The sequence below is a fragment of the Streptomyces monashensis genome, assembly GCF_001866665.1.
In the GTDB taxonomy this organism is placed as follows: domain Bacteria; phylum Actinomycetota; class Actinomycetes; order Streptomycetales; family Streptomycetaceae; genus Streptomyces; species Streptomyces monashensis.
Map to the genome: position 1 here is coordinate 58,218 of NZ_MLYO01000055.1, position 24,804 is coordinate 83,021.

Annotated in this window: 23 protein-coding genes; 16 read left to right on the forward strand and 7 right to left on the reverse strand. The window is 72.2% G+C overall.

Annotated elements, in window-relative coordinates; translation table 11 throughout:
* Positions 1 to 37 precede the first annotated feature (37 nt).
* The 3 genes from BIV23_RS30100 to BIV23_RS30110 all read left to right on the forward strand — a co-directional run bounded on the left by BIV23_RS30100 (position 38) and on the right by BIV23_RS30110 (position 2,356).
* A complete protein-coding gene (locus BIV23_RS30100) occupies positions 38 to 679 on the forward strand; it encodes a DUF6758 family protein (RefSeq protein ID WP_071384141.1) in 642 nt (213 codons plus the stop codon).
* 145 nt (positions 680 to 824) lie between these two features.
* Positions 825 to 1,682 carry a PHP domain-containing protein gene (locus tag BIV23_RS30105; protein WP_071384142.1) on the forward strand — a complete coding sequence of 286 codons (858 nt, stop codon included), beginning with the start codon at positions 825 to 827 and terminating at the stop codon, positions 1,680 to 1,682.
* 68 nt (positions 1,683 to 1,750) lie between these two features.
* Positions 1,751 to 2,356, forward strand: coding sequence for a MarC family protein (locus BIV23_RS30110; protein ID WP_071384143.1), 606 nt, complete (start codon positions 1,751 to 1,753; stop codon positions 2,354 to 2,356).
* A gap of 48 nt (positions 2,357 to 2,404) precedes the next feature.
* Here BIV23_RS30110 and BIV23_RS50615 read toward each other — a convergent pair whose 3' ends face one another.
* Positions 2,405 to 2,581 carry a hypothetical protein gene (locus BIV23_RS50615; protein WP_177235293.1) on the reverse strand — a complete coding sequence of 59 codons (177 nt, stop codon included), beginning with the start codon at positions 2,579 to 2,581 and terminating at the stop codon, positions 2,405 to 2,407.
* A 172-nt stretch (positions 2,582 to 2,753) separates the two neighbouring features.
* Between BIV23_RS50615 and BIV23_RS30115 the strand changes: the two genes are divergently transcribed.
* The 3 genes from BIV23_RS30115 (at position 2,754) to BIV23_RS30125 (ending at position 6,135) form a co-directional block, all read left to right on the forward strand.
* Positions 2,754 to 3,650 carry an NYN domain-containing protein gene (locus tag BIV23_RS30115; RefSeq protein ID WP_071384144.1) on the forward strand — a complete coding sequence of 299 codons (897 nt, stop codon included), beginning with the start codon at positions 2,754 to 2,756 and terminating at the stop codon, positions 3,648 to 3,650.
* 486 nt (positions 3,651 to 4,136) lie between these two features.
* Positions 4,137 to 4,952 carry an MmyB family transcriptional regulator gene (locus tag BIV23_RS30120; RefSeq protein ID WP_071384145.1) on the forward strand — a complete coding sequence of 272 codons (816 nt, stop codon included), beginning with the start codon at positions 4,137 to 4,139 and terminating at the stop codon, positions 4,950 to 4,952.
* 133 nt (positions 4,953 to 5,085) lie between these two features.
* Positions 5,086 to 6,135, forward strand: a complete 1,050-nt coding sequence (locus tag BIV23_RS30125) for a beta-ketoacyl-[acyl-carrier-protein] synthase family protein (RefSeq protein ID WP_071384146.1) — start codon at positions 5,086 to 5,088, stop codon at positions 6,133 to 6,135.
* Between the two features lie 88 nt (positions 6,136 to 6,223).
* Here the strand turns inward: BIV23_RS30125 and BIV23_RS30130 are convergent, their stop codons facing one another.
* Entirely contained in the window at positions 6,224 to 7,150 is a 927-nt protein-coding gene (locus BIV23_RS30130) for an alpha/beta fold hydrolase (RefSeq protein WP_071384147.1), read from the reverse strand.
* A gap of 157 nt (positions 7,151 to 7,307) precedes the next feature.
* Entirely contained in the window at positions 7,308 to 9,965 is a 2,658-nt protein-coding gene (locus tag BIV23_RS30135; protein ID WP_071384148.1) for a DEAD/DEAH box helicase, read from the reverse strand.
* A 504-nt stretch (positions 9,966 to 10,469) separates the two neighbouring features.
* Here BIV23_RS30135 and BIV23_RS30140 point away from each other — a divergent pair.
* Positions 10,470 to 11,207 carry a ferritin-like fold-containing protein gene (locus BIV23_RS30140; protein ID WP_245790705.1) on the forward strand — a complete coding sequence of 246 codons (738 nt, stop codon included), beginning with the start codon at positions 10,470 to 10,472 and terminating at the stop codon, positions 11,205 to 11,207.
* A gap of 108 nt (positions 11,208 to 11,315) precedes the next feature.
* Here the strand turns inward: BIV23_RS30140 and BIV23_RS30145 are convergent, their stop codons facing one another.
* The 4 genes from BIV23_RS30145 to BIV23_RS30160 all read right to left on the reverse strand — a co-directional run bounded on the left by BIV23_RS30145 (position 11,316) and on the right by BIV23_RS30160 (position 13,140).
* A complete protein-coding gene (locus BIV23_RS30145) occupies positions 11,316 to 11,582 on the reverse strand; it encodes a hypothetical protein (protein ID WP_071384150.1) in 267 nt (88 codons plus the stop codon).
* A 176-nt stretch (positions 11,583 to 11,758) separates the two neighbouring features.
* Entirely contained in the window at positions 11,759 to 11,983 is a 225-nt protein-coding gene (locus BIV23_RS30150) for a DUF3107 domain-containing protein (protein ID WP_071384151.1), read from the reverse strand.
* A 134-nt stretch (positions 11,984 to 12,117) separates the two neighbouring features.
* Positions 12,118 to 12,759 (reverse strand): TetR/AcrR family transcriptional regulator, encoded by a 642-nt coding sequence (locus BIV23_RS30155; RefSeq protein WP_071384152.1) that lies wholly within the window; start codon positions 12,757 to 12,759, stop codon positions 12,118 to 12,120.
* Positions 12,760 to 12,915: 156 nt separating this feature from the next.
* On the reverse strand, positions 12,916 to 13,140 hold the full coding sequence (locus BIV23_RS30160; protein ID WP_071384153.1) for a hypothetical protein: 225 nt from the start codon (positions 13,138 to 13,140) through the stop codon (positions 12,916 to 12,918).
* A gap of 169 nt (positions 13,141 to 13,309) precedes the next feature.
* Here BIV23_RS30160 and BIV23_RS30165 point away from each other — a divergent pair, with 169 nt between their 5' ends.
* From BIV23_RS30165 to BIV23_RS30200, 9 genes are all read left to right on the forward strand, one after another.
* The gene (locus tag BIV23_RS30165; protein ID WP_071384154.1) at positions 13,310 to 14,344 is read left to right on the forward strand and encodes an alpha/beta fold hydrolase; all 1,035 of its coding nucleotides are present in this window, start codon (positions 13,310 to 13,312) and stop codon (positions 14,342 to 14,344) included.
* A 7-nt stretch (positions 14,345 to 14,351) separates the two neighbouring features.
* Complete coding sequence (locus BIV23_RS30170; protein WP_071384155.1) at positions 14,352 to 15,797, forward strand: DUF3152 domain-containing protein; 1,446 nt, start codon at positions 14,352 to 14,354, stop codon at positions 15,795 to 15,797.
* 56 nt (positions 15,798 to 15,853) lie between these two features.
* Positions 15,854 to 15,949, forward strand: coding sequence for an Ms4533A family Cys-rich leader peptide (locus BIV23_RS53645; protein ID WP_342746390.1), 96 nt, complete (start codon positions 15,854 to 15,856; stop codon positions 15,947 to 15,949).
* A gap of 188 nt (positions 15,950 to 16,137) precedes the next feature.
* On the forward strand, positions 16,138 to 17,856 hold the full coding sequence (locus BIV23_RS30175; RefSeq protein WP_071384156.1) for an ABC transporter substrate-binding protein: 1,719 nt from the start codon (positions 16,138 to 16,140) through the stop codon (positions 17,854 to 17,856).
* A gap of 4 nt (positions 17,857 to 17,860) precedes the next feature.
* Complete coding sequence (locus tag BIV23_RS30180; protein WP_071384157.1) at positions 17,861 to 18,931, forward strand: ABC transporter permease; 1,071 nt, start codon at positions 17,861 to 17,863, stop codon at positions 18,929 to 18,931.
* On the forward strand, positions 18,928 to 19,926 hold the full coding sequence (locus tag BIV23_RS30185; protein ID WP_071384158.1) for an ABC transporter permease: 999 nt from the start codon (positions 18,928 to 18,930) through the stop codon (positions 19,924 to 19,926). The genes BIV23_RS30180 and BIV23_RS30185 overlap by 4 nt, the downstream gene beginning before the upstream one ends.
* Positions 19,923 to 21,515 (forward strand): dipeptide ABC transporter ATP-binding protein, encoded by a 1,593-nt coding sequence (locus BIV23_RS30190; RefSeq protein WP_071384159.1) that lies wholly within the window; start codon positions 19,923 to 19,925, stop codon positions 21,513 to 21,515. Before BIV23_RS30185 ends, BIV23_RS30190 begins: the two co-directional genes overlap by 4 nt.
* Positions 21,516 to 21,755: 240 nt before the next feature.
* Positions 21,756 to 23,450 (forward strand): glycosyltransferase, encoded by a 1,695-nt coding sequence (locus tag BIV23_RS30195; protein WP_071384160.1) that lies wholly within the window; start codon positions 21,756 to 21,758, stop codon positions 23,448 to 23,450.
* A gap of 263 nt (positions 23,451 to 23,713) precedes the next feature.
* On the forward strand, positions 23,714 to 24,796 hold the full coding sequence (locus BIV23_RS30200) for a hypothetical protein (RefSeq protein WP_071384251.1): 1,083 nt from the start codon (positions 23,714 to 23,716) through the stop codon (positions 24,794 to 24,796).
* The last annotated feature ends 8 nt before the right edge of the window (positions 24,797 to 24,804 follow it).

Here is a 24,804-nt window from a genome sequence, read left to right on the forward strand (position 1 = left end):
TTGACGTGGGCGGGCAGGGGTAGGACCGTGGGGCCCTATGAGGGGCGAACCCAGTTGCCCGAGGTGCGGTGGCCGGGTCAGGGCTCCCGGTCTCTTCGCCGATGCGTGGCAGTGCGACGTGCACGGCACGGTGTGTCCGTTGCAGCCCGTGATCCCGCCCAGCGTCGAAGCCCTCGCCGCCGTCGTGCAGCGCACCCACGTCCCGGTGTGGATGCCCTGGCCGCTGCCCGTCGGCTGGCTCTTCACGGGCGTGGCCTACGCGGGCGACGACCGCAGCGGGGGCCGCGCCACCGCCGTTGCCTGCACCGGTCCCGGCCCGCTGGGCGGCCCGGCCGAACTCGTCCTGGTCGCCGAGGAACTCGGCGTGGGTCTCGGCGCGCGCTACGCGGGCATCGACGGCCCGGACCCGGGGCCGCACATGAACATCGAGAAGCCGCCGGACGCCAAGGTGCTCGCCGTCGGCCGCCCGACCCCGCTCTGGCACGTCTTCCGCACCCCCGAGGACCGCGCGGTCTTCGCGGGCGAGGCGCTCGGCATGTGGCTGTGGGCGGTGATGTGGCCCGAGCAGTCCGGGCTGCTCATGTACGACGAGCTGGTGCTGACGGATCTGCGGGACGCCGGTGCGGAGCTGGATCTGGTGCCCTGCGGGGCGTTGTCGCCGCGCTTGCTCCGGCCGTAGCGCCCGCCGGGGTGCCGGGTTGCCCGCCGTCGGCGCGCGCGGGTGCGCGGGGGCTTGTCGCGCAGTTCCTCGCGCCCCTTACGGGGTTCGAAGTACCGGTACTATCAAGTGTCCCCCCTTTGAATCGTCGGTGTCTGGAGTCCTTGTGCGTATAGATCTGCACTGTCACTCCACGGCTTCCGACGGTACGGACACCCCGGCCGAGCTGGTGCGGAACGCTGCCGCCGCCGGGCTGGACGTCGTCGCGCTGACCGATCACGACACCACGCGCGGGTACGGCGAGGCGATCGCCGCGCTGCCCGCGGGGCTGACCCTGGTCACCGGCGCCGAGCTGTCCTGCCGTGTCGACGACGTGTCCATGCACATGCTGGCCTACCTCTTCGACCCCGAGGAGCCCGCGCTGCTCGCCGAGCGGGAGCTGGTGCGGGACGACCGGGTGCCGCGCGCCCAGGCAATGGTCGCCCGGCTCAACGACCTCGGGGTGCCGGTCACCTGGGAGCAGGTCGAGCGGATCGCCGCCGGCGGTTCCGTGGGGCGGCCGCACGTGGCCACCGCACTCGTCGAGCTGGGCGTCGTCCCGACCGTGAGCGACGCGTTCACCGAGGAGTGGCTGGCCGACGGCGGGCGGGCCTTCGTGGAGAAGCACGAGACCGACCCGTTCGAGGCGATCCGGCTGGTCAAGGGCGCGGGCGGGGTCTGTGTCTTCGCGCATCCGGCCGCCGCCAAGCGGGGCCGGACCGTGTCCGAGGCGCGCATCGCCGAGATGGCGGCGGCCGGTCTGGACGGCATCGAGGTCGATCACATGGACCACGAGGCCGACGCGCGCGACCGGCTGCGGGGCCTGGCGAAGGACCTGGACCTGCTGGTCACGGGCTCCTCGGACTACCACGGCAGCCGCAAGACCGTCGCGCTTGGCGCCTACACGACCGACCCCGAGGTGTACGGGGAGATCACGCGACGCGCCACCGGCGCGTTCCCGGTGCCGGGCACCGGCGGAGCCTGAGGCCGAGGCCGGCACCGGCCTCACCGACTCACGCCCGTATCACTTCTTTCCGCAAGGCCTGCTTCAGCATGTTCGACATCGCCGTCTTCGGCTCCCTGTTCCTGACCCTTTTCGTCATCATGGATCCCCCCGGGATCACCCCGATCTTCCTCGCCCTGACCGCCGGACGGCCGGGCAAGGTGCAGAAACGGATGGCCTTCCAGGCCGTCTGCGTGGCGTTCGGGGTCATCGCCGTCTTCGGCGTGCTCGGCCACCAGATCCTGAACTACCTGCACGTCTCCGTCCCCGCGCTGATGATCGCGGGTGGTCTGCTGCTCCTGCTGATCGCGCTGGACCTGCTCACCGGCAAGACCGACGAGCCCAAGCAGACGAAGGACGTGAACGTCGCCCTCGTACCGCTCGGCATGCCGCTGCTCGCCGGGCCCGGGGCGATCGTGTCCGTGATCCTCGCCGTGCAGAAGGCCGGCAGTGTGGCCACGCAGATCTCCGTGTGGTCCGCGATCCTCGCGATCCACGTCGTGCTGTGGCTGGTGATGCGTTACTCGCTGCTGATCATCCGGGTCATCAAGGACGGCGGCGTCGTCCTCGTGACGCGACTCGCGGGCATGATGCTCTCCGCGATCGCCGTGCAGCAGATCATCAACGGGATCACTCAGGTGGTCCGGGGGAGCTGAGCCGTCCTCGGCCCGGCTCCCCCGGAAAGTGTGAGTGTGGTCGCCCCGTTACGAGGCCGGGGTCTCGGCCGGGCGGATCCACAGGCGCTGCCCGATGGCGGCGGCCTGCTGAACGATCCGGTTGACGGAGGCGGCGTCCACGACGGTGCAGTCCACGGTGGTGCCGTCGACCTCGTCGAGTCGCCTGATCTCGAAGCGCACGGGCTTCTCCCTTCGTCTGGTCATCCTCCTGAGGAGAACTACTGGTGAGTGTGCTGTCGTACACCACAGTCAACGTGCTTCGTGTTACAAACATTCCCTACGCTAAAGAAATTTTTCGAACGACTAATTACTAGCCGGTAAGGAACGGTTCGGGACCAGTTGTGTTCGCAGCGTGACCACCGGGACAATGGGGACGATGACTGACGACCCGGCGGCCCTGGCCGCCCGCATCGACCGCACGAACGAGCTGCTGGAGCGCATGCTCGCCGAGGTGGCGAAGACGCCCTCCACGCACGCGATCTTCGTCGACGCGGGCTATCTGTACGCGGCCGCGGGCCGGCTGGTCGCCGGGACCGAGGACCGCCGGGCCTTCGACCTCGACGCCGAGGGGCTGATCGACGCGCTGATCGACAAGGCCCGCACGATCTTCGCGGACAGTCGGCTGCTGCGCGTCTACTGGTACGACGGCGCCCGCCGCCGCATCCACACCGCCGAGCAGCAGACCATCGCCGAACTGCCCGACGTCAAGGTCCGCCTCGGCAACCTCAACGCCAACAACCAGCAGAAGGGCGTCGATTCGCTGATCCGCACGGACCTGGAGTCGCTGGCCCGCCACCGCGCCATCAGCGACGCCGCCCTCCTCGGCGGTGACGAGGACCTGGTCTCGGCGGTCGAGGCGGCCCAGGGCTACGGCGCCCGGGTCCATCTGTGGGGCATCGAGGCGCCCGACGGCCGCAACCAGGCCGAGCCCCTGCTCTGGGAGGTCGACAGCCAGCGCACCTTCGAGCTGGATTTCTTCAAGCCGTACGTCTCGCGCCGTACCGCCGCCGCGTACGACGCCTCCGCCGGGACCCGGCCCAGCCGCGAGGACGTCCGCTTCGTCGGTGCCCAGATCGCGGCCAAGTGGCTGGCCTCCCGGGGCCGCGAGGCGCTGGTCGAACTGCTGCCGGGCCACCCCTATCTGCCCGGCTCCGTCGACCAGGACCTGCTGGTCGAGGCCGAGGGCCTGCTCCAGTACTCCCTGCGCGGCCAGGCCGATCTGCGCCGCGCCCTGCGCGACGGATTCTGGGAGCACCTGCAGGCGCAGTACTGAGGCGACGCCGTCGGTGGTGATGCGCCGACGGGTGCTGAGGTGCCCGCCGCGCGGTGTTGCGTCCGTGGCCGGTGTTGCGTCCGTGGGCGGTGATACGTCGGCGGCCGGTGCCGAGTCCCCTGGTGTGGGGCGGGAGGGCACCGGCCGCAGTCTGGCCGCCGGGGCTGCGCCAGTGGTGCGCTGGCGGTGATGCGGAGCCCGCCCTGTGGTTCCCTTGCGGGAAGCGGAGGCGTGAACCGATAGCTCATCCGGCTTTGTTCCTGCGACCCCTGCGCGAAAACCGGCCGGTAATTCGAATATTTCCAGCCAGTGCCCGCGAGGGGGTGTATCCACGTGGTCACTGGTGAGCACACTGGCAGGCCAGCCCCGCGCACCATCGAGCATGCAGGACTCACCTACACGCTTTCTACGGGAGATCTTTCGGAGTAAAGCCCACACCATTAATTACACTGACTGACTGTCAACAACGCCGGGGGATCCGCACCAGTGAACAAACGAGCACTGAAACGCCTGCTCAAGGACCGACGCGCACTCATCACCCCCGAAGACCATGGCCTCACCCGTCCCACCGGACCCGGCCGGCGTGCCCCGGGCCTGTCCCAGCACCAGGTCGACCAGCTCGTCAACCGGGCCTTCGGCACGTACCACCGCCTGGAATCCGGCACGTATCCCAACGCGCCCGTCGACCTGCTGCGCGACATAGCCCGCCTGTTCGCGCTCAACGAGCAGGAGTGGATCTCGCTGTGCCGGTACGCACGCGGCGAGGACCCGCCCAGCCCGCTCTACGACACCAGCGGCGACGCCGTTCCGGCCGCCTGGGAGGACGCCGTCGCCGCCGTGGCGCATCCGGCCTACGTCACCGACGCCTCCTGGAACCTGCTTACCTGCAACGAGCAGTTCCACCGCCTCTTCGCATCCGGGCGGGCCCCCGAGAACACCATGCGCTGGATGCTGATCGACGGCCGCGAGCAGCTCACGGACTGGGCGAACGCATGGGCGCCGCTCGTCATGACCCAGCTCCAGGCGGCACTCGCGCAACGCGCCGACGACAAGGTGCTGTGTGAGATCGAGCGGGAACTTCTCAGTGATCCCCTCGCCCGCCCGCTGTACGAAGTGGGCGGCACTTCAGTCCATCCCGACGGCGATGAAAGGCCGATCTGGCACGCGGCCGACGGTCCGGGCTGGGTGACGATGTGCGTGGCGCAGCCGATGTCGGCCCCCGGGGCGAGGTTCATGATTCTCATTTTTCGGCCAGGTCCGCGGCGATCGAGTCAGCGTCCTCCGATGCTTCAAGCTCGCTGAGCGCGCTGAAACCCCCTTCCTCTGCTCGTGTCTGACGGGTGGCGAGAGAGCATGGCCTGGACGGCAGGGAAACGAACCAGCCAACTTTGCCGTACCGTCACCTCCATCAGGTTGCGCGTCCTAGGGGGGACACATGCCCGCTCACATCGCCCGGCCCAGTACCACCCTCGCCGCGCACAAGGTCACCACGGGCGAGATAGCCGACGACATCCGTGCCCACCACCCCGACCATCCGCGCCTCGGGGCGATCCTCCGTGTCCTCGGCAACTGCGGTGTCGAGACCCGGTACTTCACCCAACCGCTGAACTCGCCCACCGTCAGCGGCGCCGCCCCCATAGGGGAGCGCGCGCTCGAGGCCTTCGCCGGCTCTCTCGACATGGCGGAGCGCGCGGCCCGTTCCGCACTGCGGAGTCACGGCCTCGAACCGGGCGACATCACCGGCCTGATCACCACCCACGCCACCAGCTGGGCCGTACCGAACCTCGACATCCACCTCGCGGACCGGCTCGGTCTGCGCCCCACCATCCGTCGCACCGCTCTGACCACCGGGGCCTGCGCGGGCGGTGCCACCGCCCTCGTCCGCGCGGTCGAGCAGGCGCTGCTCCACCCCGGCTCCCGCGTCCTCGTGGTCGCCGCCGAGGTGCTGTCCGCGGCCTACAACCACGCGGACACCAAGATCGAGCACATGATCTACAAGGCGCTGTTCGGCGACGGCGCGGCCGCCACCGTCGTCAGCGACGAACCTCTCGGCCCCGGTCTCACCCTCGACAGTCCGGCGGGACTCCTCGAGTATGTCCTTCCGGGCTCGCTCGACTTCTACGCGGGTCGCATCGACGGCAGCGGCCTGCACTTCGACTCCACCAAGGCCGCCATGGGCGGGGCCAAGCACGTCATGCCCGCCCTGCTCGAGTGGCTCGCCGGCCGCTCGGTCACGGTTCCGGTCATCCACCCCGGCTCCCGGCCGATCATCATGGACACCGCCACGGCCCTCGGCCTCACCGAGGACGACGCCCGCCACTCGCTCGACACCTTGTCGGACGAGGGCAACCTCGGAGGCGTATCGGTTCTTCGCGTCCTGGAACGGACCCACGGCCGTCCTCCGGCCGACGGCGAGCAGGCCCTGGTCGTCGCCTACGGCCCCGGTTTCAGCCTCTGCGCCCTGCACGCCACGTGGACCGACTAGGACAGCGCGGTGAGAAGTGGCACACTGAAGACGGCTGTCCTGCTCTGCATCCCCCGTCGGAGCAGGGCAGTCGTCCTGTGTCAGCGGCTCATACGATGACCATGGGCGGCACGTGGGCCGCGTCCGTCGCGCCCGCCCCGTCCGCGGCGTCCCAGAAGTCGGCGATGGCCTCGGCCGTGGCGAGCGGCCGGTCGGTGTTGGGCGAGTGCTCCGCGTTCGCGACGACCGTGCGCCGCGCCCGCAGCCGTACGGCCATGGCGTCGAGCAACGGCAGCGGCCAGGTGTCGTCCTTGTCGCCCGACAGCACATGGAACGGCAGCGGTACGCCGGCCAGTTCGGCGACCCGGTCCGGCTCCGTGCACAACTGCCGCCCGGTGGCGAGCAGTTGGGCGGGCGTGGTGCCCAGCCAGCGGCGCCGCAGATCGTCCCGGTCGTCGAGTCCGCCGTCGAGTGCGGCCGTCTCGGTCTCCTCGGGCGTCTCCATCGCCTGGATCGCTTCCCAGACTTCGGCCATGTCCATCACCGCGAGCGCGTCCCGCAACAGCTTCACCCGCTGCTGCTGGGACGGCGAGATCTGCGCCGGGCCGGACGCCATCAGGGTCAGCGAGCGGAAGGGCGTGTGGTCGAGCAGCACGGCCGCGCGCGAGATCTGTCCGCCGAGCGAGTGCCCCAGCAGATGCACCGGGCTCCCGGCCCCGACGGCCTCCGCCTGCGCCAGCACGTCCTGCGCCAACTCGGCCTGGGCGTAGGCACGTTCATCGGTCTCGGGCCCGGCGGACTCGAACTGTCCGCGTCCGTCCACGGCCACCGTCCGGTATCCGCGCCGTGCGAGCGGCACGTGCAGCGGATTGAAGTCCTCCTTGCTCCCGGTGAACCCCGGCAGCAACAGCGCGGTCCCCCGGGGCTCCACCCCGTCGGCCACGGGAGCGTCGACGACGGCGAACTCCCCACGCGCGGTGCGCAACGCGTACGCACGCGAACCGGGGGGCGGGACGAAGGTGGCGGGCCTGCTCATGGGAAGAGGCTATCGGCCGGCCGGCACACGAGCGGAGCGGGGAGGGGACGGGAGAGGGCAGGCGGTGTCTGTGCAGTGGGGCCGGGTGGTTCCGCCGGATGCGCGACGGCCCGGCCCACAGGGAGTGGGCCGGGCCGTCGGTGACGGGCGTTCCGGATCAGCCTTCGGCCGCCTCGACGACCGCCGTGGCCTTACGGGTCCGGCGCCGCGGCTTGACCTCCGGCTCCTCGGTGGCCTGCGCCGGGATCTCGGCGGTGGCCACCTCGGCGACGGCCTTGCGGGTCCGGCGCACCTTGGGAGCGGCTGCCTCGGCGGCACCGTCCGCGTCGGCGACCGCGGCGGCGGCCTTGCGGGTGCGGCGGGGCTTGACCTCGGCCTCGGGGGCGCCAGCCGGCTCCGGCGCGGTGGCTGCCGTCTTGCGGGTGCGGCGGGGCTTGGTCTCCGTGGCCTCGGCCGTGTCCGCCACGGTATCGGCTGCGGCTGCCGTCTTCCGGGTCCGGCGCGGCTTGGCCTCGGCCTTGGCCTCCGGAGCCTCGGCCGGCGCGGTGGCGGCCGTCTTGCGGGTGCGGCGGGGCTTGGTCTCCGTGACGTCGGCGGTGTCCACCACAGTCTCGGTTGCTGCTGCCGTCTTGCGGGTCCGGCGCGGCTTGGCCTCCGTGCCTTCGGCGGTTTCGACGGCAGCCGTGGCGGCCGTCTTGCGCGTGCGGCGCGGCTTGACCTCGGCCTCGGTGTCCGCGGCCTCGGCCGGCTCCGGCGTGGTGGCTGCCGTCTTGCGGGTGCGGCGGGGCTTGGCCTCCGTGGCCTCGGCGGTTTCGACGGCAGCCGTGGCGGCCGTCTTGCGCGTGCGGCGCGGCTTGACCTCGGCCTCGGTGTCCGCGGCCTCGGCCGTCTCCGGCGTGGTGGCTGCCGTCTTGCGGGTGCGGCGGGGCTTGGTCTCCGTGGCCTCGGCCGTGTCCGCCACGGTCTCGGCTGCGGCTGCCGTCTTGCGCGTACGGCGCGGCTTGACCTCCGGAGCGGGCTCGGCCGTGGCGACGGCCTGCTCCGCGGCGGGCTCGGCCGTGGTGGCGGCCTTGCGGGTCCGGCGGCGCGGCTTGGCCTCGGCCTCCGGGGCCTCGACGGTCACCGGCTCGGACGCGGACACGGTCTCGGTCACCGTCACGAGCGTCTCGGCCGCGGTCTCGGCGGCGGGCGCCGGCACCGTCGGCTCCGCCGACTTGCGGGTCCGGCGGCGGCGCGGCTTCTCATCCGCTTCCGGGGTCTCCGGCGCGACCGGGGCCGTCACCGCGTCGGCCACGACGGCGGACTCGACCACGCTCTCGGCGGCCGGCACCGGCCGGCCCGACGCTCCGGCGCGCGTACGGCGGCGGCGACGCAGGGTGCGGGGCGCCGTCTGGGCCTCCTCCGCCGGGCCGGACTCGGCGGCCGGCGCCGGAGCCGTCGTGGCGGCGGGCGTGCCGCCCGTGGCGTCCAGCGGGGTGCCACCGCGCGTACGGCGGCGGCGACGCGGCGTACGGGACGGACGCTCGCGCTCGGCAGCCGGGGCGGCAGCGGCGTCCGAACCGCCGCGGCCACCACGGCCGTTGCGGTCACCCCGGCCGCCGCGACCGCGCGCACCGCGGCCACCGGTCTCGCCCAGGTCCTCCAGCTCCTCCGCGTCCAGACCGGCACGCGTCCGCTCCGAGCGCGGCAGGATGCCCTTCGTGCCCGCCGGGATGTCGAGGTCGGAGAACAGGTGCGGGGACGTCGAGTACGTCTCCACCGGGTCGTTGAAGTCCAGCTCCAGCGCCTTGTTGATCAGCTGCCAGCGCGGGATGTCGTCCCAGTCGACGAACGTGATCGCCGTACCCTTGGCGCCCGCGCGGCCCGTACGGCCGATGCGGTGCAGGTACGTCTTCTCGTCCTCGGGGGACTGGTAGTTGATGACGTGGGTGACGCCCTCGACGTCGATACCGCGCGCGGCGACGTCGGTGCAGACGAGGACGTCGACCTTGCCGTTGCGGAACGCGCGCAGCGCCTGCTCGCGGGCGCCCTGGCCGAGGTCGCCGTGGACCGCGCCGGAGGCGAACCCGCGGCGCTGCAGCTGCTCGGCGATGTCGGCGGCCGTCCGCTTGGTGCGGCAGAAGATCATCGCCAGTCCGCGGCCCTCGGCCTGCAGGATGCGGGCGACCATCTCCGGCTTGTCCATGGAGTGACCGCGGTACACGAACTGCTTGATGTTCGCGACCGTCGCGCCCTCGTCGTCCGGCGCGGTCGCGCGGATGTGCGTGGGCCGGGACATGTAGCGGCGCGCGAGGCCGATGACCGCGCCCGGCATGGTGGCCGAGAACAGCATGGTCTGACGCTTGGCCGGCAGCATGTCGATGATCTTCTCGACGTCGGGCAGGAAGCCCAGGTCGAGCATCTCGTCGGCCTCGTCGAGGACGAGGCACTTGACGTGCTTCAGGTCCAGCTTCTTCTGGCCCGCGAGGTCGAGCAGCCGGCCCGGGGTGCCGACGACAACGTCGACGCCCTTCTTCAGGGCCTCCACCTGCGGCTCGTAGGCCCGGCCGCCGTAGATCGCCGTCACGCGCACGTTACGGACCTTGCCGGCCGTCAGCAGGTCGTTGGTGACCTGGGTGCACAGCTCGCGCGTGGGGACGACGACGAGTGCCTGGGGGGCTTCCGTGAGGGCCTCGGGGGCGGCGCGGCCGGCCTCGACGTCGGCGGGGACGGTGACGCGCTCGAGGAGCGGGAGGCCGAAGCCCAGCGTCTTTCCGGTGCCGGTCTTGGCCTGGCCGATGACGTCCGTGCCGGAAAGGGCGACGGGGAGCGTCATCTCCTGGATGGGGAAGGGGTTGAGGATGCCGACGGCCTCCAGGGCCTCGGCGGTCTCGGGAAGGATTCCGAGTTCTCGAAACGTCGTAGTCAGGGTGCTGCCTCTTCTGTGTGGTGCGGTGCGAGGCGAGCGCGGGGGTCATGTCTGACCGTGCCGGGACGTCGGCTAGCCGTACGGGCGAACCACTCGGGCAAGCCGTAAGACACGGGACCTCTGCCGACGCTCTAGCGCTCGTACCGCTGAGGGTGTCCCTCCGGTCGTCGTACGTACTGAGCCGTACGGCCAGGGAGGGCTGTCGGGTCGGAGCCGATCGGGCCACCGACCGGGCATCCTCATGCGTGCGACCTGTCGGAGCACGTCGAACACTGTCAACGCACTCAGCAGGCGCATTACCACCATACCCCGGATTGGCGCACACGCGATGGCCGATTTGGTCACGTAGTCGTGGTCACACTGATCGACCAGGCACTTCCGAGGTGGCGCGAGCGGACTATTGTGCGGCTCATGACTAGCTCTGACAAGCCTGAGAAGGACTCCGTCGCACCCACGGGCATCGCTGCCGAGGACTGGGCGCGGGCCTCCGCCGACCCGCAGTACCGCGCGGCCGTCGTGGATCTGCTCGGCGCGCTCGCGTACGGGGAGCTGGCGGCGTTCGAGCGGCTCGCGGAGGACGCGAAGCTGGCGCCGACCCTCTCGGACAAGGCGGAGCTGGCGAAGATGGCCTCGGCCGAGTTCCACCACTTCGAGCGGCTGCGGGACCGGCTGACCGAGATCGGCGAGGAGCCGACGGCCGCCATGGACCCCTTCGTCGCGGCCCTGGACGGCTTCCACCGTCAGACCGCGCCGTCGGACTGGCTGGAGGGCCTGGTCAAGGCGTACGTCGGCGACTCGATCGCGAGCGACTTCTACCGGGAGGTCGCGGCAAGGCTCGACTCCGACACCCGCGAGCTGGTCCTCGCCGTCCTCGACGACACCGGGCACGCCGGGTTCGCGGTGGAGAAGGTGCGGGCCGCCATCGACGCCGACCCGCGCGTGGGCGGCCGGCTGGCGCTGTGGGCGCGGCGGCTGATGGGCGAGGCCCTGTCGCAGTCCCAGCGGGTGGTCGCCGACCGGGACGCGCTGTCGACGATGCTCGTGGGCGGTGTCGCCGACGGGTTCGATCTCGCGGAGGTCGGCAGGATGTTCTCGCGGATCACGGAGGCGCACACGAAGCGGATGGCTGCGCTGGGCCTCGCGGCCTGAGGACGGGTGCCCTCTGTGGGGGTGGGTGCGGTGAGTTGCGCGGCTGCGGGTCCCGTCCTGGTTGCTCGCGCAGTTCCCCGCGCCCCTTCGGGGCGCTGCCCCGAACCCCTACGCCGTCGCTGATCGGCGCATTCTGCCCGTCGGGCGCAGGAGCAGGGACAGGGATGCGGCCGAGATGACGGCGGCGCCCACGAGGCTCAGCCAGGCGGTGCCGGGGCCGAGGGCGGTGTGGGTGACGAAGTCACCGAAGAGGGACCCGGCGATGCCGGTCGAGAACACCAGCGGGCGGGCCGGGAGCCGGCGGGAGAGGCGGCGGGCCGCCGCCCACGCCAGGACGAGACCGAGCACTGCGGACGCGAGTGCTTCCAAGATCATGTCGGAGTCCCTCCCATGGCCGGTCCCTGCCTTGACGTTCGTAGCCCGTCATACCCGTGACCTGCGGACTGCAACCCTCCGCTGTGCAGGAGTTGTGTCCTAGCTGTGTGCGAATCCCCGAAAGCAAGGGCCCGGCGGCCGAATTGCCGCCGGGCCCTTCTCACTGCATCGGCCTACTAGGCGCCGAAGCCCACCTTGCGCACGGTGGGCTGGCCGATCTCCACGTACGCCAGGCGGTCCGCCGGCACCAGGATCTTGCGGCCCTTCTCGTCCTCAAGGCTCAGCAGGGGCGTCTTTCCGGCCAGCGCCTCGCTCACCAGGCGCTCGACCTCCTCGACGCTCTGACCGCTCTCCAGAACGATCTCGCGGGGCGCGTACTGCACGCCGATCTTGACCTCCACGGCTATGTCCCTCCGACGGTCAGTGATGTGCGCGATCTTCCGCGCCGTACGCAGCACACATTAGCCCGGTGAGGGGACGTACACGCTGCGGGGCGGAACGCCATCAGCGAACAGCCGCCGGGAACAAACCGCCGTCAGTGGTGTTCGGTGCCGTGCAGCGGGAAGCCGGCGATGCCTCGCCAGGCCAGCGAGGTCAGCAGCTGCACGGCCTGGTCGCGCGGGACGCTGCGGTCGCTGTGCAGCCAGGAGCGGGCCACGACCTGGGCCAGACCGCCGAGGCCGGAGGCGAGCAGCATCGACTCCGCGCGCGACAGCCCCGTGTCCTCGGCGATGACCTCGCAGATCGCCTCCGCGCAGTCGTTGGTGACCTTGTCGACGCGCTCGCGCACGGCGGGCTCGTTCGTCAGGTCCGACTCGAAGACCAGCCGGAAGGCGCCGCCGTCGTCCTCGACGTAGGCGAAATAGGCGTCCATGGTGGCGCGCACGCGCTGCTTGTTGTCCGTCGTGGACGCGAGCGCGGTGCGCACGGACTGGATCAGCGCTTCGCAGTGCTGGTCCAGCAGGGCCAGGTACAGGTCGAGCTTGCCCGGGAAGTGCTGGTAGAGCACCGGCTTGCTCACTCCGGCCCGCTCGGCGATGTCGTCCATCGCGGCCGCGTGGTAGCCCTGTGCGACGAAAACCTCCTGGGCGGCGCCCAGGAGCTGGTTCCGTCGGGCTCGGCGCGGCAGACGGGTGCCACGCGGGCGTGCCGCCTCAGTTTGCTCGATGGCTGTCACGCCGCCTCCCAAAGTCGTCCACATGCGGTGTCGGCCGCGCGGCCATCGTACTTTTCGGTAACCGTGGTGTGCGCGGTGCGAGCGCAGAATTTCATGTACCGGACGGTGGCGAAAGCCGTGATCATCCTCCGGAACGGGCCGGAAGTGCGCCAGAGGTCAGCGGTAGTCGTCCTCGTCGAGTCGAACCACGTGCGCCTGTTCGAGTTGGTCGGCCACGTTCGCGGCCCGGTCCGGGTCCACGTCCGTCAGGGGGTCGTCGCTGTCCGGCGCGAGGTCGGCGTGCTGTTCGGCGGCGTCCCCCTCGGGGGCCTCGACGTCGAGCTCGGCCGTCTCGCTCTCCGGGTCGTCGGTCGTGTCGGGCTCGGTGGGGTCATAGGCCATGGTGGGCTCCCTTCCTACGCACGTCCCTGGAAGCAGCACACACGGGTGCCCTGGGTACGAGCCTAGGAGAGAGCAGAACCGGACGCCATACGCTGCGTCGCGCGCGTACGGAGCACGCTGTGACGGCGAACACACGGACCTCGGCGTGATCACCTCGTAACATTGCCGCATGTCTTCGACCGAGTCGCCGTCCGTGTCGGCCGCAAGCGTGCTTCCGAAGGTGGCGCCCGTACGGGTCGGTGAGGGCGAGCGGCTGCGGTCCGTGGGGCTGCCCGGTGTCACCCTGTCGATCCGTTCCCGCCCTCCCGCGCGCGCGGGCCTGCCGCCCGCGCTGTACGTCCACGGGCTCGGCGGTTCCTCGCAGAACTGGTCGCAGCTGATGGCCGAGCTGGACGGCGTCGTCGACAGCGAGGCGCTCGACCTGCCCGGCTTCGGCGACTCCCCGCCCCCGGACGACGGCGACTACTCCGTCACGGGGCACGCGCGCGCGGTGATCCGCTATCTCGACGCGGCCGGCCGCGGCCCGGTCCACCTCGTCGGCAACTCGCTGGGCGGCGCCGTCACCACGCGCGTGGCCGCCGTACGCCCCGACCTCGTCCGTACGCTCACGCTCGTCTCGCCCGCCCTGCCCGAGCTGCGCGTCCAGCGCACGGCGGTGCCGACCGCGCTGCTCGGCGTGCCCGGCATCGCCGCGATGTTCACCCGGATGACCAAGGAGTGGTCGGCCGAACAGCGGGTGCGCGGGGTCATGGCGCTCTGTTACGGCGATCCCTCGAAGGTGTCGCCCGAGGCGTTCCGGGAGGCCGTCGAGGAGCTGGAGCGGCGGCTGCAACTGCCGTACTTCTGGGACGCGATGGCCCGTTCCGCGCGCGGGATCGTCGACGCCTACACCCTCGGCGGCCAGCACGGGCTGTGGCGCCAGGCCGAGCGCGTGCTCGCGCCGACCCTGCTGGTCTACGGCGGCCGCGACCAGCTGGTCGGCTTCCGCATGGCCGCCAAGGCCGCCCGCACCTTCCGTGACTCCCGTCTGCTGTCGCTGCCGGACGCCGGGCACGTGGCGATGATGGAGTACCCGGGGGTGGTGGCCACCGCGTTCCGGGAACTCCTGGCCGACACCGCCGGCACCGACGGCGGCGCCTCGGGGGCGGGCGCCACGCGCGTGTCGGCCGAGGGCGACGTGACTGTCCAGGGCGCGGGGAGCTGAGGCCGGCGTGGGACGCCACAGCCGTCGTGGACCGGCCCCCGGGACCGGCGTCGCGGACATAGCCGCGAGGCGCACGGAGAACTCGAAGAGCGCTGAGAGGGCGGAGGGGGCCGAGCAACGGCGCGGGGCGCCACGGCTGCCGGACGGCACACCGGCCCAGGGGGTGCCCCGGCTGCCCGACGGTACGCCCGCCCACGGCATGCCGGGGTTCGACGGGGGCACGCCCTGGGCCGGTGTGCCGCGTCTTCCCGACGGGACGCCCGTGCGGGGCGTTCCCCGGCTGCCCGACGGCACCCCTGCCCATGGCGTGTCCGGTTTCCGGGAGGGGGTTCCCGCGCGCGGGGGGCATCCCGAACAGCGGGAACGGGGCGGCGGCTGGGGCGAGTTCGCGGGGCGGGCCGGTGCGGGCGGCGGTCCCGGTGTCGTGCTTCCGCGGCAGCGGCGGGCGGCGCGGGAGGGCGGGCCCCGGCAGGAGTACCTGGACGCCTTCGGTGACGCCGGGGCCGGCGGCGCGGACCTGGAGGACGTCGACGTCTTCGCGCCCCGCGCGCGGGGGCCACGCGCGACCGAGGAGCCGTCGGCGGCCGCGACGACCGCCTTGGGGACCGAGGCCGATGGCGGCGGCGCAGCCCCTGCCGGTCTGCCCGCGCAGCGCTCCGGGGGCAAGGGGCGGGCCTTCACCGGGATCGCCGCGGCCGCGGTCACCACGGTGCTCGCCGTGATCGTCGCCGGACAGGTGGCCGAGGGGCGGCGGGGCGACAGTGCCACGCAGTCGCGGTCGGCCACCGACCAGGATCAGGGCACCCATGCCCCGGCAGGGCCGGCGCCCTCCGCCTCGGCGGGCGCGGCGCCGCTGACGTACGAGCAGGCGATGGACCGGACGTACCCGCTCAGTGCCACGCTGAAGGCCTCGGGCACGTTCGACGCCGTCCCCGGGTTCGACAAGGCGCCGGGCACCGGGCACAAGTACACCTACCGCGTCGACGTCGAGCAGGGGCTCGGGCTGGACGGCGCCCTGTTCGCCGAAGCCGTGCAGAAGACCCTGAACGACAGCCGCAGTTGGGCCCACGGCGGCGCCCGCACCTTCGAGCGGATCTCCTCCGGCAAGCCCGACTTCGTGATCACGCTGGCCAGCCCCGGCACGACCGCCGCCTGGTGCGCGAAGTCCGGACTGGACACCACGGAGGACAACGTCTCCTGCGATTCGGCATCCACCGAACGAGTGATGATCAACGCATACAGGTGGGCGCAGGGCAGCGAGACGTACGGGGACAGAATTCATCCCTATCGGCAGATGTTGATCAACCACGAGGTCGGTCACCGGCTCGGCTACGGCCATGTGACGTGCCAGAAGAGCGGCGAACTCGCTCCCGTCATGCAGCAGCAGACCAAGTTCCTGGACCATGACGGAATCCACTGTCTGCCCAATCCCTGGCCCTATCCCGGGAGTTGACAGGTGCTTCTCATGTCACATTGACATGAGTCGCAAGTTCGTTCATATTTCTGCGCATGTGGTCCCGTCACGCCCTTCATGAGAGCGCCGCCATCGAGCTGGCGCTCTTCGGTGTGACCGCACTCTGCGTGGCCGACATCCACTGTCGCTGACGCCGCCTCCCCGGCGTACGCGTCGCGACCGCTTCTCCCTTTTCCGTCCGTGACTGTCACGGGCCTTTCGACGACCCGACGCCGGGGCCGACGTCTGCGCGCAGACGTCTCACTCCTCGTCCACATGTCTCACTCTTCGAGAAACCCTCGATCAGAGCCCCGTCAGTTCCCGAGAGGTCGTCATTCCGATGCGTCAACCGTCCGTCATAGCGCGCCGCGTGGCAGCGGCATCCGTCAGCCTGGTCGTGGCCGCGGGCGCCGCCGCCTGCGGCCCGAAGGACAGCGGTGCCAAGGCCTCCGGTGGCGACTCCACGCCCCACAAGGGCGGCACGCTCACGGTCCTGAACGCCGAGCCGCAGACCGACTTCGACCCCGCCCGCCTCTACACCTCCGGCGGCGGCAACGTCCCCTCCCTCGTCTTCCGTACGCTCACCACCCGCAACCGCGCGAACGGCGCGGCCGGCTCCAAGGTCGTCCCCGACCTCGCCACCGACACCGGCCGTCCCAGCAAGGACGCCACCGTGTGGACGTACACCCTGAAGACGGGCCTCAAGTACGAGGACGGCACGCCGATCACCTCGGCCGACATCAAGTACGGCATCGAGCGATCCTTCGCCCCCGAGCTGTCCGGCGGCGCCCCCTACCTGCGGGACTGGCTGGTCGGCGCGGCCGACTACCAGGGGCCGTACAAGGACAAGAAGGGGCTCTCGGCGATCGAGACGCCCGACGCGCGGACCCTCGTGTTCCATCTGAACAAGCCCGAGGGCGAGTTCCCGTTCCTCGCCACGCAGACCCAGTTCACCCCGGTGCCCAAGAGCAAGGACACCGGCACCAAGTACGAGGAGCACCCGGTCTCGTCCGGCCCCTACAAGGTCGTCAAGAACGAGAACGACGGCGAGCACGTCCTCCTCGAACGCAACACGTACTGGTCGACGGCCGTCGACGACCAGCGCAAGGCTTACCCGGACACCATCGACGTCCGCTCCGGCCTCGACTCCTCGGTGATCAACCAGCGGCTGTCCGCGTCTCAGGGAGCGGACGCTGCGGCCGTCACCACGGACACCAATCTCGGTCCGGCCGAGCTCGCCAAGGTCAGCGGCGACAAGGACCTCGCCGCGCGCGTGGGCACCGGCCACTTCGGCTACACGAACTACATCGCGTTCAACCCGACCGTGAAGCCGTTCGACAACCCCAAGGTGCGCCAGGCGATCGCGTACGCCATCGACCGCTCCTCGGTCGTCAACGCGGCCGGCGGCAGCGCCCTGGCCGAACCCGCGACCACCTTCCTGCCCAACCAGAAGTCCTTCGGCTACACGCCGTACGACCCGTTCCCGGCGGGCGCGTCCGGCAACCCGGCCAAGGCCAAGGAACTGCTCGCGCAGGCCGGTTACAAGAACGGCCTCACCATCACGCTGACCCACTCCAACGCCAAGGACTTCGAGACCAGCCCGGAGATCGCGACCGCCGTCCAGGACGCGCTCAAGAAGGCCGGCATCACGGTCAAGCTCCAGGGCCTGGAGCTCAACGACTACAAGGACAAGATCCACAGCGTGAAGACCGAGCCCGGCTTCTTCCTCGCGCACTGGGGTGCCGACTGGCCTTCCGGCGGTCCCTTCCTCGCCCCGATCTTCGACGGTCGGCAGATCGTCAAGGACGGCGCGAACTTCAACACGGGCCTGCTCAACGACAAGTCGGTCAATGACGAGATTGACGCGATCAACAAGTTGACCGACCTTGACGCCGCCGCCACGCGATGGGGTGCACTGGACAAGAAGATCGGCGAGCAGGCCCTCGTCGTGCCGCTGTTCCACCCGGTCTACAAGCGCCTGTACGGCAAGGACGTCAAGAACATCGTCATCAGCGACTGGACCGGCGTCCTCGACATCTCCCAGGCCGCGGTGAAGTAGCGCCGTGAGCGAGGCACTTGTCGCCGTCGAGGCCGCCGGGGCGGGCACGTCCGCCCCGGCGGCCCCGGGGGCCCGTCAGTTCTGGCGGCGGCTGCGAGCGCAGCGCGCCGCCCTGGTCGCGGCGGCCGTCGTCGCGCTGCTCGTGCTGGTCGCGCTCGCCGCGCCGCTGCTCACCGCCCTGGAGGGCCAGGACCCCACCACGTACCACCCGTCCCTGATCGACTCCGCGCGCGGTGGCGTGCCCATCGGCTCCTTCGGCGGCTTCAGCGCCGACCACTGGCTGGGCGTCGAACCGCAGACCGGACGCGACATGTTCGCCCGGCTCGTCTACGGGGCGCAGGTGTCCCTGGGCGTCGCGCTGGCCGCCACGGTCGTGCAGGTCGCCCTCGGTGTCGCGGTCGGTGTGGCCTCGGCGCTCGGCAACCGGTGGGTTGATCAACTCTTGAGCCGGGCAACGGACATCATCGTCGCGATGCCGTTGATGATCATGTCGTTGGCCCTGCTGGCGATCGTGCCGTCGAGCTTCCCGAGGCCCGTACTGGTCACCCTTGTGATCGGGCTGATCGCCTGGGGCAACATCGCGAAGATCGTGCGGGCCCAGGCACTGTCCCTCAAGGGGCTCGACTACGTCTCCGCAGCCCGGCTGAGCGGCTGGGGCGCCTGGCGCGTCGCCCGCCGAGAACTGCTGCCCGGCCTCGCGGCACCCGTCATCACCTACGCCGCGCTGCTGGTGCCCACGAACATCTCCGTCGAGGCGGCCCTGTCCTTCCTCGGCGTCGGCGTGAAGCCGCCCACTCCGTCCTGGGGGCAGATGCTGACCGACGCTGACGTCTGGTACCAGGCCGCGCCCCAGTACCTGCTGCTGCCCGCGGGCGCCCTGTTCGTCACCGTTCTCGCCCTGACCGTCCTCGGCGACGGCGTACGCACCGCCCTCGACCCGCGCGCGGCCTCGCGCCTGCGCGTCGGCACCGGCCGCAAGGACGCCGGTGCCAGGGACTTCGGCGCCAAGGGTTCCAGCGCCAAGGGTTCCGGCGCCGAGGGCTCGGGCCCCACCACGAAGGAGGCGTCCGCATGAGCGGCTTCGGCGGATTCCTGCTGCGCCGTGCCGTCGGCACGGTGGTCACCCTGCTCGCCATCTCGGTGATCGTCTACGTCGTCTTCTACGTCACCCCTGGCAACGTCGCCCAGATCACCTGCGGTCCGCGCTGCTCGCCGGAACAGGTCCACCAGGTCGCCCAGCAGCTGAAGCTCGGGGACCCGCTGTACCTGCGCTACTGGCACTTCCTCGAGGGCCTCTTCGTCGGCCAGGACTTCTCCACCGGTACCTCGGTCGCGCACTGCGCGGCGCCGTGCCTCGGGCAGTCGTACCAGACCGACCAGCCGGTCCTGGACATCATCCTGACCAAGCTGCCGGTCAGCCTGTCGCTGGTCCTGGGCGCGATGGTGGTCTGGCTCGTCCTCGGCGTCGGCACCGGCGTCCTGTCCGCGTGGCGGCGCGGCCGGATCTCCGAGCGCGTGCTGACCGCGGTCACCCTCGCGGGCACGGCCACACCCGTCTTCGTCATCGGTCTCGTGCTGATGATCGTCGTCTGCGGTGAACTGCGGCTGCTGCCCTTCCCGGAGTACGTGAACCTCACCGACGACCCGGAACAGTGGGCGTGGAACCTGCTGTTGCCCTGGCTGTCACTGGCCCTGATCGAGGCGGCCGCCTTCGCCCGCCTCACCCGCGCCTCGATGCTCGAGACACTCGCCGAGGACCACATCCGCACCTTCCGCGCCTACGGGGTCGGCGAGCGCGCGATCGTCGCGCGGCACGCGCTGCGCGGCGCCCTGGCACCCGTGATCGCGCTGAACGCCAACAACGTCGGCTCGGCCGTCGGCGGCGCCGTCCTCACCGAGACCCTGTTCGGCCTGCCCGGCATCGGCCAGGAGCTGGTGCACGCGGTGAAGGTCGTGGACCTGCCGGTGGTCGTCGGCATGGTCCTGGTCGTCGGTTTCTTCGTGGTGCTGGCCAATGCCGTCGCGGACGTGCTGTACGCGGTGGCCGACCGACGGGTGGTGCTCGCATGAGCCTGGTGGAAGTGACGGACCTGACCGTCGAGTTCGGCGCCCTGCGGGCCGTGGACGGGCTCTCCTTCAGCCTGGCGAAGGGCGCCGCGCTGGCCCTCGTCGGCGAGTCCGGCTCCGGAAAGTCCACGGTCGCGGGTGCCCTGCTGGGCCTGCACCGGGGCACCGGGGCCCGCGTCACGGGGTCGGTCCGCGTGGCCGGCACGGACGTACAGGCGGCCAGGGACGAGGAGTTGCGGCGCCTGCGCGGGGCGAGGGTCGCCATGGTCTTCCAGGACCCGCTGTCCTCGCTCGACCCGTACTACGCGATCGGCGACCAGATCGCCGAGGTCCACCGCGTGCACACGCGCGTGTCGCGACGTGCCGCACGCGCGCGTGCCGTCGAGGTGCTGGAGCGGGTGGGAATCGCGGACGCGGCACGCCGGTCCCGGTCCCGGCCGCACGAGTTCAGCGGCGGGATGCGCCAGCGCGCCCTGATCGCCATGGCCCTCGCCTGCGAGCCGGACCTGCTGATCGCCGACGAGCCGACCACCGCCCTCGACGTCACCGTGCAGGCCCAGATCCTCGACCTGCTGCACACGCTGCGCGAGGAGACCGGCATGGGCCTGCTGCTCGTCACGCACGACGTGGGCGTCGCCGCCGAGAGCGTGGACGACATCCTCGTCATGCGCCACGGCCGGGCCGTCGAACACGGCCCGGTCGGCACCGTCCTCGCGGCGCCCGCCCAGGCGTACACGCGCGAACTGCTCGACGCTGTCCCGCGCGTGGGCGCGCGCCGCACCGCCTCCGAGGCCACCGACGAGGTCGTGCTGGAGGCCACCGGGCTGCGGCGCGAGTTCGGGCGTGGCAAGCGGGCGCTGGCGGCCGTGGACGACGTCTCGGTGAGCGTGCGCCGCGGTGAGACCCTCGGCGTGGTCGGCGAGAGCGGCAGCGGCAAGACGACGCTCGGCCGGATGCTGGTCGGGCTGCTGGAGCCGACCGCCGGTGCGATCCGCTACGAGGGCCGCCCGCACACCACGGTGAACCCGGCCGTCCAGATGGTCTTCCAGGACCCGGTCTCCTCCCTCAACCCCCGCCGCAGCGTGGGCGAGTCCATCGCCGACCCGCTCCGCGCGCGGGGCGAGAGGGACGAGGAGCGCATCCGGGGGCGCGTGGCGGAACTGCTGGAGCGTGTGGGGCTCGAAAGGGCACACTACGACCGCTACCCGCACGAGTTCAGCGGCGGCCAGCGCCAGCGCGTCGGCATCGCCCGGGCGCTCGCCGCCGACCCGCGCGTCATCGTCTGCGACGAGCCCGTCTCCGCGCTCGACGTGACCACGCAGGCCCAGGTGGTCGAGCTGCTCAGCGCGTTGCAGCGGGAGCTCGGCCTCGCGCTGGTCTTCATCGCGCACGACCTCGCCGTCGTACGGCAGGTCAGCGACCGGGTCGCGGTCATGCGCCGCGGCAGCGTCGTCGAGTACGGGCCCGCCGACGAGGTGTACGACAGCCCGCGCGAGCCGTACACCAGGCAGCTCCTGGCGGCCGTGCCCGCGCTCGACCCGGAACTGGCGGCCCGGCGGCGCGCGGCCCGGCGCGAACCGGCCGTGGCGTAACGTTTCGTGCACGGGCGATGACGCGCTGAGTCCTTAGCGCGACGGAACGCGGCCCGCACGCGAAAGTTACGACCGTTCACCCCTTTTGGTGGCGCGATGGACAACCGTCCGTCGCGCCACCGCCTTGTCCCCTTACGTTCGTCCCGCTGCGAGCCGCCGGGACAACGGCGGCTCCCGAGACGGGAGATCGGGGGTGCACACGTGCGCATCGGACTGCTTACGGAGGGTGGCTATCCGTATGTGAGCGGTGACGCCGGACTCTGGTGCGACCGGCTCGTACGCGGGCTCGAACAGCACGAGTTCGACCTCTACGCGCTCAGTCGCAGCCGGCAGCAGGAGGACGAGGGCTGGGTCCCGCTCCCGCCGCAGGTGAGCCGGGTGCGTACGGCGCCGCTGTGGACGGCCGACGACGACGGGGTCAGCCACGGGCGGCGCGCCCGTCGGCGCTTCGCCGAGTGCTACGGGGAGCTGGTCGGGGCCGTGTGCGCCGGAGCCGCCCCGGGGGCCGACGGTCCGTCCGGGTGCGGGTCCGATGAATCGGCGGACGCGTCCGCCGATCTGGCGGACCGTTTCGGCAGCGCGCTGTACGGGCTCGCCGAACTCGCCCGCGAAGAGGGCGGCCTGGTCGGGGCCCTGCGCTCCGACGCCGCCGTACGCACCCTGGAACGCGCCTGCCGCGCCCCCGGCGCCCTGCGCACGGCGCGCGAGGCGCGCGTTCCCGACCTGCTCGCCGTCACCGCGCACCTCGAACGCGCCCTGCGCCCCCTCACCCTCGACTGGTACGGCGACGACGGCCTCGGTGCGGCCGACCTCTGCCACGCCGCCGCCGGCGGCCCCGCCGCCCTGCCCGGCCTGCTCGCCCGGCACTTCTGCGGCGTACCGCTGCTCGTCACGGAGTACGGCGTGCAGCTGCGCTCGCACTACCTCGGCCTCGGCCCCGACGCCGCCGCCCCCGCCGTACGCGCGCTCCTCGGCGCCTTCCACGGCCGGCTCGCCGCCGAGGTCTACCGGCGCGCCGAGATCCTCACCCCGGGCAACGCCCACGCCCGCCGCTGGCAGGAACGGTGCGGCGCCGACCGGGCCAGGATCCGCACGGTCTACCCGGGCATGGACGCCAGCCGGTTCGCGGAGGTCGGCGAGTCCCCCGACCGCGCCGAACCGGACACCCTGGTCTGGGTCGGGCGCGTCGAACCGGCCAAGGACCTGATCTCGCTGCTGCACGCCTTCGCAGAGGTCCGCAAGGAGGAGCCCAAGGCGCGGCTCAGGATCGTCGGGGCGCCCTGCGGTCCCGAGGGCGCGGCCTACCTCGGCCACTGCCGGGCACTCGCCGCCCAGCTCTTCCCGGACGAGGCGGAGGGCGCGCACGCCGTCGGCGACAACCCGGTCTCCTTCGAGGAGATCGGCGGCCCCGAGGCCCCGACCCTGCCCGACGCGTACGCCGCCGGCGCGGTCGTCGTGCTGTCCAGCGTGGTCGAGGGCTTCCCCATCAGCCTCGTGGAGGCCATGCTCTGCGGCCGGGCCACGGTGTCCACCGACGTCGGCGCGGTGGTCGAGGTCATCGGCGGCACCGGGCTCGTCGTGCCGCCGCGCAATCCGCGGGCGCTCGCCGAGGCGTGCGTGGCGCTGCTGCACGACCCCGAACGCCGTGCACGCCTCGGCGCCGCCGCGCGCGCCCGCGCGCTCGAACTGTTCACCGTCGAGCAGAACATCGCGGCATTTCACGGCATTTACCTGCGGATCGTTTCGCACTGCCCGGTGCGCCGGGTCGTCCTCGACGCGTCCGGCGAGCCACGGCCGTTCGCCGCCCCCGCCGAGTCCCACGTCCCCGGCCGCTGGACCGGCCCCACGGCGCGCGTCCTGCCCCGGACCGCCCCCGGCTGGGCCGCGACCGCGCCGGTACGCGCGACACCACTGGCGGCTGCGGAGGGGGCGTGACGGGCGTGACCGACGTACAGGACGACGGCTACGGCGGCGGGGACGGGCTCGGCGGCGAGAGCCCGGGCGGAACGGACCTGCCCGGCATGCCGAGTGGCGCGGAACCGTGGGACTCGGGGGCGGGGGAGCGGCCCGGGATCGGGAGGACGTCACCGCAGACGCCGTCGGCCTCCACGAGTGCGCCTGCGACGTCGGATCCCGCGAGCGCGCCCGTACCCGCGTCCGCCGTGGCGCGCCCCGCGCCCCGGCGCGGCGCCGACCCGGTGAAGGCCCTGCTGCACCGGCACCGTGAGCTGTGCGAGCGAGCCGTGGACCCGCTGGAGATCGCCGCCGGGCTGGAGGCGCACGGCATCACCGACCGGACCGCCGCCCGGTTCCGGCACCGTGACGTCTTCTCGCTGGCCGAGGAGCTGTACGCACGCGTGCCGCGCAGCAGCGGTGAGGCGGACCCCGGGACCGAGCCGCTGCCCGTACCCCGCGTCCGCCCCGGCTGGGTGCTGCTCACCCTCCTTCCCGGTGCCCTGGGCGCGGCCACCACGGCCGGACTGCGGCTCACCCACGGGCACCCGCGCCTCCTCGTCGCCGTCGCAGGCCTCCTCGCCCTCTGCCTCGCCGCGCGCGCCGTACTGCGCCACGGCCCGCTCGCGGGGCCGTCCGGCACACGCGCGTGGCGCACGACGAGCGCCACGCGCGCGTGGACCGTCTGGCTGCTCGGGTACGCCCTCTTCGGTGACGGGCTGCTGAGCGCCGTCCTGACCGGCGGACCCGACACCCTCCCGACCGGCGCCCCGGACGCCCCCTGGCCGACAGCCGTGGCGCCCGTCCTGGCCCTCACGCTGGCGTGCGCCCCGGCAGCCTGGTGCGCCCACCTGCTCGGCGCGGGCGCCCGCCGCAGGCTGGCCGACAGCCGGGGCCTGGAGGAGTTCACAGCCACCGCCCGGCCGCTGCTGTGCGGCACGTTCACGCTCTTCCTCGGCACGCTCACGGCGCTGCTCCTGCTGTGCGGCACGGTCCTGCGCCAGCCCGCGGCCTACGCGCAGACCCTCACCCTGGGCGCTCTGCTCCTGCTCGCCCGCCTGCTCGCCGTGCACCGTCACCGACGCGCCCCGGTCCTCGCGCTGGGCACCGCCGCGGCGGCCGAGGTCGCGGCCCTCGCCCTGCCGCTGACCGGCCGGCTGCCCGGCTGTGCCGTCCTGTCGGTCCCGGTCCGGGCCCTCGTGAACGCCTGCGGCCTCGCCGCCGTCCCGGCCCTCGCCTGCGGCGCCGCGGCCCTGGCCCTGCTGTTCCACGCCGGCCACACCCTCACCCGGGCCTCGGCCCACGCGCTCACGGGAGCTCTCGAGTGAGCCCCCGA